Origin of the sequence: Aeromonas sp. 603607 (assembly GCF_049171595.1) — a bacterium.
Taxonomy (GTDB): domain Bacteria; phylum Pseudomonadota; class Gammaproteobacteria; order Enterobacterales; family Aeromonadaceae; genus Aeromonas; species Aeromonas veronii.
The window spans coordinates 70752-86159 of sequence record NZ_JAAKOV010000017.1 but is presented as its reverse complement, the minus strand read 5'-3'; the positions used below and the strand labels follow the sequence as shown (position 1 = coordinate 86159).

The following is a 15408-nucleotide window of genomic DNA, read 5'->3' as shown; positions in this document are numbered from 1 at the left end:
AATCAAAACAGGCCCCGTGGGGCCTGACAGGGGTCGACTGGCGCGGCATCGCCACTCGGAAAACGGATTAACGGGCTGCGCGGCGCAATCGACGGTCCGAAATAGCGTTATCTGCCGAGCAGATCCGCCACCGCATCGGCAGCCTGCGAGTCGGCATTGCAGCGGATCAGCTGGTGCAGCTCGGTGAAGGTGTTGACCAGCGCACTGTTGTCGTGCTCGAAGTACTTGCTCACCTCTTCCACCAGATTCTCCGGGGTGCACTCGTGCTGGATGAGTTCCGGCACCAGCATGCGACCGGCCAGCAGGTTGGGCAGAGAGACAAATTCGGTCTTTACCAGTCGCTGGGCCAGCCAATAGCTGAAGGGCTTGAGCTTGTAGCCCACCACCATCGGCTTTTTTACCAGCATGGCTTCGAGCGCCGCGGTGCCAGAGGCCAGCATCACCACGTCGGCGGCGATCATCGCCTCGCGGCCCTGACCTTCCAGCAACACCATCTCGAGATCCGGTGCCACCTCGGCCTTGATGGCCATAAACTGCTCACGCCGTTTCTGGTTGACCAGCGGCACGATGAAGCCGAGATCCGGATAGCGCACCGTCAGGTGTTTGCACGCTTCGAGAAACAGGGGAGACATAAAGCCCACTTCTGCGGTGCGGCTGCCCGGTAGCACCGCCAGCCAGCGGCGATTGGCATCGATACCGAGATTGCGACGCACGGCAGCCTGATCCGGCACCAGCGGAATATCATCCGCCATGGTGTGACCGACAAAACGGCAAGGGGCATCGAAGCGGTCGTAGAAGGCTTTCTCGAACGGCAGGAAGGCGAGCACCATGTCGGTAGCGGCCTTGATCTTGTGAATGCGGTTCTGGCGCCAGGCCCACACCGAGGGGCTGACATAGTGAACCGTCTTGATACCGGCGCGGCGCAGTTTCAGCTCCACTCCGATATTGAAATCCGGTGCATCCACGCCGATGAAGATATCGGGCGGATTGGCAATAAAGTGGCGCAACAGTTCGCGACGAACCTTGAGGATACGCGGCAGACGGCCCAGCACCTCGGTGATCCCCATGACGGAGAGCTCTTCCATCTCGAACAGGGCCTTGACGCCGAGGGCCTGCATCCGCGGCCCGGCGATCCCTTCGAACTGCGCATCCGGGTAGCGGGCCTGCAGCTCGCGCACCAGACCGGCAGCCAGAATGTCGCCGGAGACCTCTCCGGCGACGATACCGATACGAACCGGATCAGGCACGGATGATCCCGCGCTCGTTATCTTTGAGGAAGTCCACATAGAGTTGGACGGCCGGCTCGGCTTGCGCCATCTCGATCAGCACCGGCAGCACCTCTTCGATGGTCTTGCCGGAGCGGAAGATCTCTTTGTAGGCACGCTTGACGGCGGAGATGGCCTCGGCGCTGAAACCGCGGCGACGCAGACCTTCGGAGTTGACCCCGAACGGCTTGGCGTAGTTGCCAGCAGCCATCACGTAAGGCGGCACGTCCTTGTTCAGGGCGGCGCAGCCACCGACGAAGGCGTGGGAACCGACGCGGCCGAACTGGTGAATGGCGGAGAGACCACCGAAGATCACGAAGTCACCGATCACCACGTGGCCCGCCAGGGTCGCATTGTTGGCGAAGATGCAGTTGTCACCGATGATGCAGTCGTGGGCAACATGAACGTTGACCATGAACAGGTTGCCGCTGCCCACCTTGGTCAGGGATTGATCCTGAATGGTGCCGCGGTGGAAGGTGCAGTTCTCGCGAATGACGTTGTTGTCGCCAATCTCGAGGAAGGTGCGCTCACCGGCGTACTTCTTGTCCTGGCAATCCTCACCGATGGAGGTGTGCTGGAAGATCTTGTTGCCGCAACCAATCTTGGTCGGGCCCTTGATCACCACATGGGAACCTACCCAGGTGTTGTCACCGATTTCCACCTCGGCGCCGATGACAGAAAAGGGGCCGATTTCAACCCCTTTACCGATCACGGCAGACTCATGGACGATGGCAGTATCGTGAATGATGGCAGTCTGGTCGATCACGTGTGTTAAACCTCGCGTTTGGCGCACATCAGCTCGGCGGTACAGACCACTTCACCGTCGACGGTGGCGACACCGGTGAACTTGGCAATACCGCGACGCTCTTTCAGGAACTCCACGTCCAGCACCAGTCGGTCACCGGGGCCGACCGGGCGCTTGAAGCGAGCGTTGTCGATTGAGGCAAAATAATAGAGTTCGTTGGGAGACGGCTTGCCCACCATGGTAAAGGCCAGGATACCGGTGGCCTGTGCCATCGCTTCCAGGATCAGTACGCCCGGGAACACCGGCTTGGCCGGGAAGTGCCCCTGGAAGATCGGCTCGTTGAACGAGACGTTCTTGATGGCGCGCAGAGTTTTACGCTCATCGCTGATCTCGTAGTCGTCTACACGATCCACCATCAGGAAAGGATAACGGTGGGGCAGCAGATCCATGATTTCCTGGATACCCAGGCTCTTCTTTTCAGTAGTCAAAACAGTACCCTATACCAATCGTGATTATTCTTGATCCAGCTTCTTCTCAAGCTTGCTTAACCGCTTGTGCATCTCTTCGATACGCATCACCCGGGCGGCGGTCTTGCGCCACTCTTTATTGGTTTGCAGAGGGATGCCGGAAGAGTAGACACCGGGCTCGGTAATGGGTCGCATCACCATGGCCATACCGGTAACGGTGGCCTGGTCGCAGATCTCCATATGCCCGTTAAAGACGGAAGCGCCGCCAATGATACAGTATTTGCCGACCTTGAGACTACCAGCCATCACGGTAGAGCCCGCCACGGCGGTGCCGTAACCGATCTCCACGTTGTGAGCGATCTGGCACTGGTTGTCGATGATGACGTTGTCAGCGATGCGGGTATCTTCCAGCGCACCGCGGTCAATGGTGGTACAGGCACCGATCTCGACCCGGTTGCCAATGGTCACGCCGCCGAGCTGGGGGATCTTGATCCACTCGCCACGCTCGTTGGCGTAACCGAAACCATCGGCCCCGATCACTGTGCCGGATTGAACCAGACAGTCGGTACCCATGGTCACATTGTGATAGAGGGTGACGTTGGCCCACAGCCGGGAGCGGGCTCCCAGCCGGGTATTTTTGCCAACAAAACAGCCCGGGCCAATGCGTACATCGTCACCCAGCACGACGCCGGATTCGATCACTGCATTGGCGCCGATGGCCACTCTCTCGCCCAGTTGCGCGTCAGCCGCGATAACGGCGCTCGGATGAATATCCGTGGCCGGCTGCGGGGTGGTGTCCAGCAGTTGAGCTACCCGGGCAAAGCCCACATAGGGGTCTTTGAGCACCAGGGCATTGGTGGGACAAAATGGCAGATCCGCTTCGGTAATGAGCACGGCGGTCGCCTTGCTCTGCTCCAGATAGTGCCGGTACTTTTTGTTGGACAGGAAGGTGATATCCCCCTCCCCGGCCTTTTCCAATGTCGCTACCTTGCGGATTTCCAGGGTTCCGTCGCCATGGACCTGGGCCCCCAGTTGCTGGGCCAGCTGTGCGAGAGTGAATGCCATCAATTAGTTGCTCTTGCTTACCTGAGAAATAACCTGGCCGGAGATGTCCAGCTTGCTGGCGGCATACGGGGCGGCATTGCGCTCCAGCACCAGATCGTAACCATTGCTCTTGGCGATGGAATCGATGGCAGCCTGAACCTTGGTCAGGATTTTGTTGCGCTCTTCGGACTGACGGCGGCCGTTGTCCTGCTCAAAGGCTTGACGCTTCTGGTTGAACTCCATCTGCAGCTTGGCCAGCTTCTCCTGGTTCTGCTTCTTCTGTTCGGCGCTCATGAAGGCTTCATCCTTGCGGAACTTCTCGACCAACTTCTGGCCTTCCTGTTCCAGCTTCTGCAGCTCACGCATACGCGGCTCGAATTCACCTTTAAGCTTGGCTGCAACGGCTTCACGCTGGGGCAGCTTTTGGAAGACTTCGCCCATATCAACAACGGCGATCTTGGTCTCAGCGAAGGCAGAACCCATGCCGGCAGCCATCAGTGCAAAGCTCAAACCAGCTACTTTCAACGCTTTATTCACACTTACTCCTTGTTCCCTCATGGCGAGGGCTACCTGATTTACCCGATTATGCAAGCGGCGTTAGGACCGTCTTGTTACCTGGTGAGGCACGCATACCGCGCGTCCCATCATTGAAGACCCCCACCGCATGGGTGGGGGCGAAACTCTGCTTAGAAAGTACGACCGATGTTGAAGGAGAAGAACTCGGTGCGATCCCCTTCATATTTCTTGATCGGCTTGGCCAAGGCGAACACCAGCGGCCCCATCGGCGAGAGCCACTGCAGGGAGACACCGGCAGAGACCCGGATATTGCCCGGGTTGGAGTAGTCCTGGCTCAGATAGTTGCAATCAGAACCGGCGGCGCAAGGATATGCTCCGTTGGCAAAATCGGTGCTCCAGACGGTACCTGCGTCCATAAAGACGGTGGAACGGATCTGCGGACGATAGGTCTCGGAGACGAACGGGGTCGGGAAGACCAGCTCCAGTGAAGCGACGGCCAGAGCGTTACCGCCCACCGAGGTGTCGGAACCTTCGTAGTAACCAGTTTCACACGGCTGAGAACCCGTGCAACTGCCAGCACCCGGCTTGTTGTAGGTCTTGTAGATCGCCTTGGGACCAATGGTGTTGCTCTTGAAGCCACGCACCGTATCGAAACCACCCGCATAGTAGTTCTCGAAGAACGGCAGCATGGAGTCATCGCCATAGCCGTTACCGTAGGAGACACGACCCTTGCCGATCATTACCCAGCTGTGATCCGCATCGAGCGGGAAGTAGTGGGCATCCTCGGCTGAGAGCTTGTAGTACTGCAGCTCCATGCCCGGTACGGTCACCTTGGCGTTGATACGCTGACGATCGCCAGAAGTCGGGAACATCCCCTTGTTCAGGGTAGAGCGGGTCCAGCCAGCGGTGACATCAACGGTCACGAAATCGAGGTTGGAACCATCCTGTGAGTAAGCATTCCAGAACTGATCCATCTGTACCGACTGGCGGTTATCATTCCACTGATCCCAGCAGTAGGTATTACCATCAGTATCCGGATTGTCCTTCAGACACTCCTGATAGTTCTGGGCATTGAATGACGGACGGCTCAGCTTGGTGCTCTCGATCCCAGTACTGAAGTCGAGACGGTTGAACTCGTTGACCGGGAAGCCGCTGGAGAGACGGAAACCGATGGTTTCATTCTCGTAATCAACGATATCGGCATCATCGGCGCGGAACTGGTTGTAGTAGACCCGACCACCCAGGCTGACACCATCCACGGTGAAATAGGGGTCGTTGTAGCTCAGGTCAACGTTCTTGGAGTAGTCGTTGGTGCTGGCGTTGATGGAGACCTTTTTACCGGTACCCATAAAGTTGTCCTGGGAGATCCCCGCCTGCAGGCTCAGACCCGATTCGGTGCCGTAACCGATACCGGCGTTGATAGAGCCTGCTGGCTGCTCCTTGACCTTGAAGTCGAGGTCAACCAGGTCATCGTTGCCCGGCACCCGCTTGGTGTCCACTTCTACACTCTCGAAATAACCGAGACGGTTGAGACGGCTCTTGGACTGCTCGATGTTGTCGGAGGAGAGCCAGGTGCCTTCCATCTGGCGCATCTCGCGACGCAACACCTGATCTTCGGTGGTTGCGTTACCGCTGAAGTTGATGTTGCGCACATAGACACGAGGGCCCGGCTCAACGTTGACGATCAGCTCAACTTCCTTGGTCTTGTCATTGACCTGCGGGAAGGTGACCACTTTCGGATAGGCATAACCGTAACGGCCGAGGAACTTGGAGAGCACCTCTTCGGTATGAGTCACCTGACTGGCAGAGTAGGTGCTGCCGGCAGCAATCGGGATCAATCCCTTCATCTCGCCACCGCGGTCGATCAGGTCACCCTTGAGCTGGACACCGGAGACCTTGTACTGATCCCCTTCCTTGATGTTGAGGGTGACGTAAACGCCCTTCTTGTCGGGGGTCATGGAGACCTGGGTAGACTCCTGCTGGAAGCGGATATAGCCACGATCCATGTAGTAGGAGCGCAGGGTCTCGATATCACCCGCCAGCTTCTGTTTCTGATAGCGCTGATCGGCGGTGAAGTTCCACCAGGGCACTTCGTCGCGCAGGGAGAGCTGGGCAATCAGTTTCTCTTCCGGGAAGACGCTGTTACCGACGATGTTGATCTGCTGGATCTTGGCCGCTTCCCCTTCCACGAAGGTGAACTTGAGGTCGACCCGGTTGCGCGGCAACGGGGTGACGATGGCCTTGACCTTGGCGGAGTATTTACCCACGCCATAGTAGAAATCTTCCAGTCCCTTCTCGAGGGAGGTGAGCACGGTGCGATCCAGCGGATCGCCCACACGGATGCCGGAGGACTCCAGACTCTGGGTCAGTTGCTCCTCTTTGATATCCTTGTTGCCGGCAAACTCGATACTGGAGATGGTCGGACGCTCCTTGACCATCACCTGCAGCACCTGGCCGTCACGGTAAACCTTCACATCCTCGAAGTTACCCGAGGCATAGAGCTTTTTGATGGCGCTGGCCAGAGCCACGGAGTCGACGGTATCACCGACCCGGATCGGCAGGTTCAACAGTGCGGCACCCAGGGTCACCCGTTGCAGACCTTCGACCTGGATATCTTGCACCACAAAAGAGGCAGGGGCCGCCTGGGCCAGGAAACTGGCACCCAGCAGGCAACTCAACACCAATGCTTTTTTAACAGCCATTTTGTTCTTATGTGTCCTTGTTGATGCTCTGGCCTCAGAGGCGAGCGAAATCGTTAAACAGCGCAATGCCCATCAATAACATCAGAATGGCGGCACCGATCCTGAAACCCACTTCCTGTATTTTCTCTGATACCGGCTTGCCGGTGACCGCTTCGATAAGGAAATAGACCAGATGGCCACCATCGAGCACCGGCAGGGGGAACAGATTGATAATCCCCAGGTTGACGCTGATCAGCGCCAGAAAACTCAGGAAATAGACCAGACCATAGTCGGCACTGCTGCCGGCGCCCTTGGCAATGGAGATGGGGCCGCTCAGGTTGTCCAGCGACACGATGCCACCGATCAACTTGCCAATCATGTCAAAGGTGAGCGTGATCAGGCTCCAAGTCTTGTCCGCGCCATGCCACAGCGCCTGCAAAGGCCCATACTGTAACAGAATTCGATATTCATCCGGTAATGGAACCAGTTGCGGTGAGAGACCGACGAATCCTACCAGCTTGCCCTGCACCTTGCGGCTATCCGGGGCCAGGGTCACGTTGAGATCACTGTTGTTGCGCTCAACCACCACTTGCAGGGGTTCGCCCGGTGCCTGCTGCACCAGTTCGACAAACTGGGCCCACGCGGTAATAGGCTGATCGCCGACCTGTTTGATACGGTCACCGACCTGCAGCCCCGCCTTTTCACTGGCACTCTTGGCCACCACTGCAGCCACGACTGGCAGCACTTTGCCACTCAGGGGGACGATCCCCAAGCTGCCGATAGGCGACTCTTTATCCGGATCGAAGGTCCAGCCGGTCAGCGACAAGGTTTTATCGGTGGCATAGCTGGTATTGGGTGCCTGCACCTTGAGAGTCACTGCATCATCACCCAGATGACTGATAAGAGCGTAGGTGACGCTCTCCCAGTCACCGGTCAGCTCATCGCCGACCCCGACAATCTCCATCCCGGGCAGCACACCCGCCTCGGCCACGATGGATGCCGGACGCACTTCACCGATCACCGGCTTGACGCTCGGCACCCCGATGATAAACATCAGCCAGAGGGCAAACAGGGCAAAGACGAAGTTGGCCATGGGACCAGCGGCGACAATCGCCATCCGCGCCCAGACACTCTTGTGGTTGAAGGCATACTGCTCGTCACCGGGCTTGAGTTCATCGACCCGGCCATCGAGCATCTTGACGTAACCACCGAGCGGGATCAGCGCCAGCACATATTCGGTGCCATCTTTACCCATCCGGCGCCAGATCGCCTTGCCAAAACCGATAGAGAAGCGCTCAACCTTGACGCCACAACGACGGGCCACCCAGAAGTGACCAAACTCGTGCACCGCGACCAGCAGGCCTAGCGCAACAACAAAAGCACCAATATTCCACAACACACCGCCCATCAGCCAAGCTCCTCAATCAAAGTGTGAGCACGGGCTCTTGCCGCACCGTCAAGGGCAAACAGATCATCGAGCGAGCCGACGGCGCTGCTCTCCAGCGCCAGCATCACTGCCTCGTTGATCCGGGCAATATCCATAAAACCGATGCGCCCGGCCAGGAAGGCGGCAACCGCCTCCTCGTTGGCCGCATTGAGCGCAGTAGTCGCCGCTTGTCCCTTCTGGCAGGCATTGATGGCCAGCGCCAGACAGGGGTAGCGATCATAATCAGGCCGGATAAAGCTGAACTCTCCGACACTGAAGAAATCCAAAGGTTCCACACTGGAGGGGATGCGATTGGGATAAGCCAGCGCATGGGCAATGGGGGTACACATATCCGGATTGCCAAGCTGAGCCAGCACGGAGCCATCCTTGTACTGCACCATGGAGTGGATCACCGACTGCGGGTGGATCACCACCTGGATCTGCTCGGGCGCCGCATTGAACAACCAGCGCGCCTCGATGTACTCCAGCCCTTTGTTGATCATGGTGGCGGAGTCGACCGAAATCTTGGCCCCCATCGACCAGTTGGGATGAGCGATAGCCTGCGCCGGCGTCACCTTGGCCAGCTCGCTGATCTCGGTGTAACGGAACGGGCCGCCAGAACCGGTCAGCAAAATCTTGCTGATCCCCGCCGCCGCCAGATCACAAAAACCGGGCTGGCGCTGCACGGCAGTCGGCAGACACTGGAAGATGGCATTGTGTTCGCTGTCGATGGGCAGCAGCTCGGCACCATGCTCGCGAACGGCCTCCATGAAGAAAGCACCGGACATCACCAGCGCCTCCTTGTTGGCCAGCAAAATACGCTTGCCGGCACGTACCGCGGCCATGGTCGGGGCCAGTCCGGCCGCACCGACGATGGCGGCCATCACGCTATGGGCGTCGGGGTGAGCGGCAACCTCGCAGAGGGCTGCTGCACCAGACATGACCCGGGTCGCACTGCCGTGCGCTTTCAGACGGGCAGCCAGTTCACGGGCGGCATCCTCATCGACCATCACGGCAAAACGGGGGGAGAATTCGAGGCAGTCCCGCAACATGGCATCCACGTTGCGGGCGGCGGTCAACGCCAATACTTGCCAACTGCCCGGGTTATGGCGCAGCACTTTCAAGGTACTCTGACCAATGGAGCCAGAGGCCCCCAGAATAACCAGTGACTTGTGCATCAAAACTCCTGACTGAGTAGCAGATAACTGAGCAGAAACACCGGCAGGGCGGCGGTCAGGCTGTCGATCCGGTCGAGAATGCCGCCATGACCCGGCAACAGGGTGCCGGAGTCCTTGATGCCCGCCTCGCGCTTGAACATGCTTTCGGTCAGATCGCCGAGTACGGAGGCTAGCACCGCCAGCAGAGAGCAAAACAGCACGGTGATCATCTTGGCAGGAACAAATCCCATCGACCAGGTGACACCGATGGCCAGCAGGCTGGCGGTAAAGAGGCCGCCGCACATCCCTTCGATGGTTTTGCCCGGACTCACAGCCGGTGCCAGCTTGTGCTTACCGAACGCCTTGCCGAAAAAATACGCGCCAGAATCTGCCGCCCAGACCAGTCCCATCACGAACAACAGGATCCAGGCGCCCATCATGGGGTCATGGTAAAAGTTGTAACCACGGATGGCGACCAGCGACCAGAAGAAGGGAACCAGGGTCACCAGACCAAACAGGGACTTGAGCCAGAGAGACTCTTTCCACAGCTTGGCGCTTTGGGGATAACGCAGCACCAGCAGCAGACCCAGCAACCACCAGCTTACCGCGGTCCAGAGCACGCCCATCACGAGGGGGTGCAGGTGAGGCGTCCAGAGTTGCTCCACCGGCAGCCAAAAGAGGCTGGCACCAAGCAACAGACAAAATACGATGGGTAACCATTGCTGCGGAGCAGCAGAGACAAACCCACTCCATTCGCGACTGGCCAACAAAAACACCAGCGCTGCCAACAGGGCAAAAAATTTCAATGGCAGAAAGAAGAGCGCCCCCAACACCAGGGGGATCAACATCAAAGCAGTAATAATTCGTTGTTTTAGCAAAAGAAACCTCTCTCTTGGGAGCGGGGTTTAGCCGGTCTGCTGCTCGGCGATCAATTCCCGTATCTGTTCACCCGTGCAACCGAAGCGACGCTCGCGGGCAACGAAAGAGGCAACCGCCTCACTGAACTCGGCCTCGTTGAAATCGGGCCACAATACCGGGGTAAAATAGAGCTCTGCATAGGCGAGCTGCCATAACACAAAGTTGCTGATGCGATGATCGCCACCGGTGCGGATCAACAGGTCCACGGGTGGCAGATCGGCCATGCAAACCTCGCGGGTCAACATGGATTCATCAATGTCGTCTGCGGCCAGTTCACCGGCAACAACCGCGCGGGCCAGCTTGCGAGCCGCCTGAGCGATATCCCACTGGCCACCATAGTTGGCTGCAATGTTCAGGGTCAATCCCTTGTTATTGGCGGTCAAGGCTTCCGCCTTGGCGATTTTGGCCTGCAACCGATCACTGAAGCGAGCGGTATCGCCAATCACCCTGAGCCGGATCCCGTGACTGTGAAGTTTGTTCACCTCGCGGCCCAGCACGGTAATGAACAGCTCCATCAAGGCGCTGACTTCCCCTTCCGGACGACGCCAGTTTTCGCTGGAGAATGCAAACAGGGTCAATGCCTCGATCTTGGCTCGCGCAGCAAAGGTAACGGCCTCGCGCACTGACTTGACGCCCGCCTTGTGGCCATAAACCCGCATCTTGCCTCGGTTCTGGGCCCAGCGACCGTTACCATCCATGATGATGGCGACGTGACGGGGTAAAGACGAGTTGGCACAATCACCCAACGCAGCCAAAAGCGACATGGTTTTCTCCCACAAAGACAAAAGCGCCGTGCAGGGGCACTACACGGCGCTCGTAATATACCTTTCAGGCGCTTAGATTTCCATTAGCTCCTTCTCCTTTGCAGCAAGAGCCTCATCGACCAGCTTGATGTAGGAGTCAGTCAGCTTCTGGATCTCTTCCTGGGCGCGACGGTCGTCGTCTTCGGAGATCTCTTTGTCCTTCAGCAGCGCTTTCAGGTCGGCGTTGGCATCGCGGCGAATGTTGCGCACGGCAACACGGGCGTTTTCCGCTTCGGCACGGACGATCTTGGTCAGGTCGCGACGGCGCTCTTCGGTCAGCGGCGGCAGCGGCACGCGCAGGGTCTGGCCATTGCTGGAGGGGTTCAGGCCCAGATCGGAGGTCAGGATCGCCTTCTCTACCGCCTGGATCATGGAGCGGTCGAAAATGGAGATGGAGAGGGTGCGAGCATCTTCTGCCACGACGTTGGCCAACTGTTTCAGCGGAGTGGCAGCACCGTAATACTCAACCTGGATGCCGTCGAGCAGGCTCGGGTGAGCACGGCCAGTACGGATCTTGGACATCTGGGTCTTGAGTGATTCGACACTCTTGCCCATACGCTCCTTGGCGTCGTTTTTAATCTCGTTGATCACAGCGGTTTTCCTTTTGGCGAACGAGCCGCCATGCGGCTCGCATCTATATTATTTGCTGACGTAATGGATCAGGGTACCTTCCGGCTCACCCATGATAACCCGGCGCAAAGCGCCCGGCTTGTTCATGTTGAACACCCGGATCGGCAGATCATGGTCACGTGCCAGAGTAAAAGCAGCAAGATCCATCACCTTGAGCTCTTTTTCAAGAACTTCATCATAACTCAATTCATGGTACAGCACGGCATCCGGATTCTTGACTGGATCTTCGTTGTATACACCATCAACCTTGGTGGCCTTGAGCACTACATCGGCTTCGATCTCGATCCCGCGCAGGCAAGCTGCAGAATCGGTAGTGAAGAAGGGGTTGCCAGTACCGGCAGAGAAGATCACCACTTTGCCTGCACGCAGCTGGCTGATTGCCTCGGCCCAGCTGTAGGAATCACAAACCCCTTGCAGGGAAATGGCAGACATCAGACGGGCATTCACATAAGCACGATGCAGAGCATCACGCATGGCCAGACCGTTCATCACGGTTGCCAGCATACCCATGTGGTCGCCCACCACGCGGTTCATGCCCGCCTTGGCAAGACCGGCACCACGGAACAGGTTGCCGCCACCGATGACCAGACCGACCTGAACACCCAGCTCAACCAGCTCTTTGATCTCTTGGGCCATCCGCTCCAGCACTGCCGGATCAATGCCGAAACCCTCGGATCCTTGCAGGGCTTCACCACTCAACTTCAGAAGAACACGTCTGTATGCAGGTTTGGGATTGGTACTCATGTCACTGATTCCTGGTCATATAAAGACCGCGACATAAGTCGCGGTCTGGGGAAACGGAAAAACCGGTTCGATTAGGCCTTTTGAGCGGCCGCGATTTGGGCTGCAACTTCAGCAGCGAAATCGGTCTCTTGCTTCTCGATGCCTTCGCCCACTTCGAAACGGGTGAAGGAGACAACGTCAGCGCCTTCTTTCTTCAGCAGCTCGGCAACAGTCATGGAAGGATCTTTCACGAACGGCTGACCAGTCAGGGAAACCTCACCGGTGAACTTCTTCATGCGACCTTCAACCATCTTCTCGGCGATCTCTTTCGGCTTGCCGGAGTTGATGGCGATGTCGATCTGGATTTCGCGCTCTTTGGCAACGACTTCAGCAGATACATCTTCAGGCTTGACGAATTGCGGGCTGTTGGCTGCAACGTGCATGGCCAGATCTTTGGCCAGTTCGTCGGAACCACCGGTCAGCTTGGTGATAACACCGATGCGGGAACCGTGAACGTAGGTGCCCAGGTTGTCACCTTCAACCAGCATCACGCGACGCAGGTTCATGTTCTCACCGATCTTGGCGATCAGGTTGGTGATGGTCAGCTCTACGGATTCGCCGTTGCCAAAATCAGCGGCTTTCAGCGCATCAACGTCTGCGATCTTCTGGGTAGCTGCGATCTCGACGATCTTCTGACCCATGGCCAGGAAACCGGCATCCTTGGAAACGAAGTCAGTCTCGCAGTTCAGCTCGATCATGACGGCAACTTTGCCTTCGGTACGGGCGAAAATCACACCTTCAGCGGCGATACGGCCAGCTTTCTTGGCGGCTTTGGCCTGACCGGATTTACGCATGTTCTCGATGGCCAGCTCGATATCGCCGTTGGCCTCTTCCAGTGCTTTTTTGCAATCCATCATGCCAGCGGCGGTGCGCTCGCGCAGTTCTTTTACCAGGGCGGCAGAAATGTTTGCCATGTCCAGTATCCTCGGTCTTGAATTGACAAGAAACAGGGGCCACAAGGGCCCCTGCTAACCAATTACATCAGCTTGGTTAATAAGGGCTTTGCAGACCTTATCAATTACTCAGCTTCAACGAAGCCATCTTGTTCGGCTTGAACAACGATGTCCTGCTCGCGAGCTTCCAGTACGGTGTCAGCAGCAGCATTCAGGTACAGCTGTACGGCACGGATAGCGTCGTCGTTACCCGGGATGACGTAATCAACGCCGTCCGGGTTGGAGTTGGTATCAACGATGGAAACTACCGGGATACCCAGGTTGTTGGCTTCTTTGATAGCGATGTGCTCGTGGTCGGCATCGACAACGAACAGAACGTCAGGCAGGCCGCCCATGTTCTTGATACCACCCAGGCTCTTCTCCAGCTTTTCCATTTCGCGAGTACGCATCAGCGCCTCTTTCTTGGTCAGCTTCTCGAAGGTACCGTCCTGGCTCTGGGTTTCCAGATCTTTCAGGCGCTTGATGGACTGACGAACGGTTTTCCAGTTGGTCAGCATGCCGCCCAGCCAGCGGTGGTTAACATAGAACTGGTCGCAACGCTCAGCGGCTTCTTTTACGGCTTCAGACGCGGCACGCTTGGTACCTACGAACAGTACCTTGCCTTTCTTGGCAGCTACGGAGCTGATGAAGTTCATGGCATCGTCAAACATCGGAACGGTTTTTTCCAGGTTGATGATGTGAACTTTGCTGCGGGCACCGAAGATGTAGGATTTCATTTTCGGGTTCCAGTAACGAGTCTGGTGACCGAAGTGAACGCCGGCTTGCAGCATGTCGCGCATAGAAACTTTAGCCATTTTATACCTCTGTATTGGGGTTAGGCCTCCACACATCCCATATAACCGACCCGTTAAGGCACCCCGGCATATGTGTCGATGTGTGTGTGTTGTTTAAGTAAGGGTGATGAAATCGGGACGCAAGTTCCCCATTCCGGCGCGCTTTATACCATAACTTTGTTCAGGACACCACCGGCCGACACTCTAAACAGGTGTAAATCTGGATCCCGCCAGAGGAGGTTGCGACTGCCATTTGACGCTGTGATGACAATCACACTGGAAGTACGCGGGGGTTGCGGATAAAATTTTGGCCTGATTGCAAACGCATCTATTTTTCATTACCTGATTGCCGGACATCGATAGATGCGCGATCAGGTCCCAAGAGAGATCCCATGTCCATTAAAATCAAGACACCGGAAGAGATTGAAAAGATGCGCGTTGCCGGCCAATTGGCCGCCGATGTGCTGGTCATGATTGCGCCCCATGTCAAAGCTGGCGTCACCACTGACGAACTGAACACCCTCTGCCACAACTATATTGTCGACGTGCAGCAGGCCATCCCGGCCCCGCTCAACTATCACGGTTTCCCGAAATCCATCTGTACCTCGGTGAACGATGTGATCTGCCACGGCATCCCGAACCACAAGAAGCTGCGTGATGGCGATATCATCAACCTCGACATCACCGTTATCAAGGATGGCTACCACGGCGATACCTCGGCCATGTTCATCGTGGGGGAAACCACCCCGCTGCGCTGCCAGCTCTGCAAGGTTGCGCAAGAGAGCCTCTACGCTGCCATCAAGAAGGTGCGTCCGGGTGCCTGCATCACCGAAATTGGCGCCGTGATCCAGCCCATCGTCGAGAAGGCCGGCTTCTCCGTGGTGCGTGACTACTGCGGCCACGGCATCGGTGCCGAGTTCCACGAAGAGCCGCAGATCCTGCACTACCGCAACAGTGGCAAGCTGGAGCTGAAAGCAGGCATGTGCTTCACCATCGAGCCCATGGTCAACAGCAAGAAGTATCACTGCAAGGTCAATCCGAAGGATGGCTGGACCGTGACCACCAAGGATGGCGGCGACTCCGCCCAGTGGGAACACACCCTGCTGGTGACCGAGGATGGCTGCGAGGTACTGACCCTGCGCCCGGACGACACTATCGACCGCTTCATCAAACACAGCTAACATCGAACCCCGGCCCTTGTGAAAAGCGCCGGGGTTTTTACTGCCTGTTTCAGCCAGATGCCTGCC

General features: G+C 57.4%; 15 protein-coding genes. 1 reads left to right on the top strand and 14 read right to left on the bottom strand.

Features of this window, described 5'->3' with window-relative positions; all coding sequences use genetic code 11:
- Nucleotides 1-107 precede the first annotated feature (107 nt).
- The 14 genes from lpxB to rpsB all read right to left on the bottom strand — a co-directional run bounded on the left by lpxB (nucleotide 108) and on the right by rpsB (nucleotide 14182).
- Complete coding sequence (gene lpxB / locus G5315_RS16115; protein ID WP_335864622.1) at nucleotides 108-1247, bottom strand: lipid-A-disaccharide synthase; 1140 nt, start codon at nucleotides 1245-1247, stop codon at nucleotides 108-110.
- A complete protein-coding gene (gene lpxA / locus G5315_RS16110) occupies nucleotides 1240-2031 on the bottom strand; it encodes an acyl-ACP--UDP-N-acetylglucosamine O-acyltransferase (protein WP_005349773.1) in 792 nt (263 codons plus the stop codon). Before lpxA ends, lpxB begins: the two co-directional genes overlap by 8 nt.
- A 5-nt stretch (nucleotides 2032-2036) precedes the next feature.
- Complete coding sequence (gene fabZ, locus G5315_RS16105) at nucleotides 2037-2498, bottom strand: 3-hydroxyacyl-ACP dehydratase FabZ (RefSeq protein ID WP_421333379.1); 462 nt, start codon at nucleotides 2496-2498, stop codon at nucleotides 2037-2039.
- Between the two features lie 24 nt (nucleotides 2499-2522).
- The gene (lpxD, locus tag G5315_RS16100; RefSeq protein ID WP_421333377.1) at nucleotides 2523-3542 is read right to left on the bottom strand and encodes a UDP-3-O-(3-hydroxymyristoyl)glucosamine N-acyltransferase; all 1020 of its coding nucleotides are present in this window, start codon (nucleotides 3540-3542) and stop codon (nucleotides 2523-2525) included.
- A 3-nt stretch (nucleotides 3543-3545) separates the two neighbouring features.
- Nucleotides 3546-4058 carry an OmpH family outer membrane protein gene (locus G5315_RS16095; RefSeq protein ID WP_005338563.1) on the bottom strand — a complete coding sequence of 171 codons (513 nt, stop codon included), beginning with the start codon at nucleotides 4056-4058 and terminating at the stop codon, nucleotides 3546-3548.
- 149 nt (nucleotides 4059-4207) lie between these two features.
- On the bottom strand, nucleotides 4208-6739 hold the full coding sequence (gene bamA, locus G5315_RS16090; protein WP_236562581.1) for an outer membrane protein assembly factor BamA: 2532 nt from the start codon (nucleotides 6737-6739) through the stop codon (nucleotides 4208-4210).
- Between the two features lie 34 nt (nucleotides 6740-6773).
- Complete coding sequence (rseP, locus tag G5315_RS16085) at nucleotides 6774-8126, bottom strand: sigma E protease regulator RseP (protein ID WP_421333376.1); 1353 nt, start codon at nucleotides 8124-8126, stop codon at nucleotides 6774-6776.
- Complete coding sequence (gene ispC, locus G5315_RS16080; RefSeq protein WP_005338569.1) at nucleotides 8126-9322, bottom strand: 1-deoxy-D-xylulose-5-phosphate reductoisomerase; 1197 nt, start codon at nucleotides 9320-9322, stop codon at nucleotides 8126-8128. Before ispC ends, rseP begins: the two co-directional genes overlap by 1 nt.
- Entirely contained in the window at nucleotides 9322-10179 is an 858-nt protein-coding gene (locus G5315_RS16075; protein ID WP_227341179.1) for a phosphatidate cytidylyltransferase, read from the bottom strand. Before G5315_RS16075 ends, ispC begins: the two co-directional genes overlap by 1 nt.
- A 27-nt stretch (nucleotides 10180-10206) precedes the next feature.
- A complete protein-coding gene (uppS, locus tag G5315_RS16070) occupies nucleotides 10207-10983 on the bottom strand; it encodes a polyprenyl diphosphate synthase (protein WP_227341180.1) in 777 nt (258 codons plus the stop codon).
- A gap of 72 nt (nucleotides 10984-11055) precedes the next feature.
- Nucleotides 11056-11613: a ribosome recycling factor gene (gene frr, locus G5315_RS16065; RefSeq protein WP_216951882.1), complete on the bottom strand. Its 558-nt coding sequence runs from the start codon at nucleotides 11611-11613 to the stop codon at nucleotides 11056-11058.
- 48 nt (nucleotides 11614-11661) lie between these two features.
- Nucleotides 11662-12396 carry a UMP kinase gene (pyrH, locus tag G5315_RS16060; RefSeq protein WP_005343782.1) on the bottom strand — a complete coding sequence of 245 codons (735 nt, stop codon included), beginning with the start codon at nucleotides 12394-12396 and terminating at the stop codon, nucleotides 11662-11664.
- A 71-nt stretch (nucleotides 12397-12467) separates the two neighbouring features.
- The gene (gene tsf, locus G5315_RS16055) at nucleotides 12468-13349 is read right to left on the bottom strand and encodes a translation elongation factor Ts (RefSeq protein ID WP_204385179.1); all 882 of its coding nucleotides are present in this window, start codon (nucleotides 13347-13349) and stop codon (nucleotides 12468-12470) included.
- Between the two features lie 104 nt (nucleotides 13350-13453).
- Nucleotides 13454-14182, bottom strand: coding sequence for a 30S ribosomal protein S2 (rpsB, locus tag G5315_RS16050; protein ID WP_204385178.1), 729 nt, complete (start codon nucleotides 14180-14182; stop codon nucleotides 13454-13456).
- A gap of 371 nt (nucleotides 14183-14553) precedes the next feature.
- Here rpsB and map point away from each other — a divergent pair, with 371 nt between their 5' ends.
- Nucleotides 14554-15342 carry a type I methionyl aminopeptidase gene (gene map / locus G5315_RS16045; RefSeq protein WP_421333373.1) on the top strand — a complete coding sequence of 263 codons (789 nt, stop codon included), beginning with the start codon at nucleotides 14554-14556 and terminating at the stop codon, nucleotides 15340-15342.
- Nucleotides 15343-15408 lie beyond the last annotated feature (66 nt).

What these genes read in the sequence shown, in the direction of transcription:
- tsf (WP_204385179.1), bottom strand. Translation starts at nt 13,349, where the DNA reads ATGGCAAACATTTCTGCCGCCCTGGTAAAAGAACTGCGCGAGCGCACC.
- rseP (WP_421333376.1), bottom strand. Translation starts at nt 8,126, where the DNA reads ATGGGCGGTGTGTTGTGGAATATTGGTGCTTTTGTTGTTGCGCTAGGC.
- map (WP_421333373.1), top strand. Translation starts at nt 14,554, where the DNA reads ATGTCCATTAAAATCAAGACACCGGAAGAGATTGAAAAGATGCGCGTT.
- rpsB (WP_204385178.1), bottom strand. Translation starts at nt 14,182, where the DNA reads ATGGCTAAAGTTTCTATGCGCGACATGCTGCAAGCCGGCGTTCACTTC.
- uppS (WP_227341180.1), bottom strand. Translation starts at nt 10,983, where the DNA reads ATGTCGCTTTTGGCTGCGTTGGGTGATTGTGCCAACTCGTCTTTACCC.
- bamA (WP_236562581.1), bottom strand. Translation starts at nt 6,739, where the DNA reads ATGGCTGTTAAAAAAGCATTGGTGTTGAGTTGCCTGCTGGGTGCCAGT.
- pyrH (WP_005343782.1), bottom strand. Translation starts at nt 12,396, where the DNA reads ATGAGTACCAATCCCAAACCTGCATACAGACGTGTTCTTCTGAAGTTG.
- lpxD (WP_421333377.1), bottom strand. Translation starts at nt 3,542, where the DNA reads ATGGCATTCACTCTCGCACAGCTGGCCCAGCAACTGGGGGCCCAGGTC.
- ispC (WP_005338569.1), bottom strand. Translation starts at nt 9,322, where the DNA reads ATGCACAAGTCACTGGTTATTCTGGGGGCCTCTGGCTCCATTGGTCAG.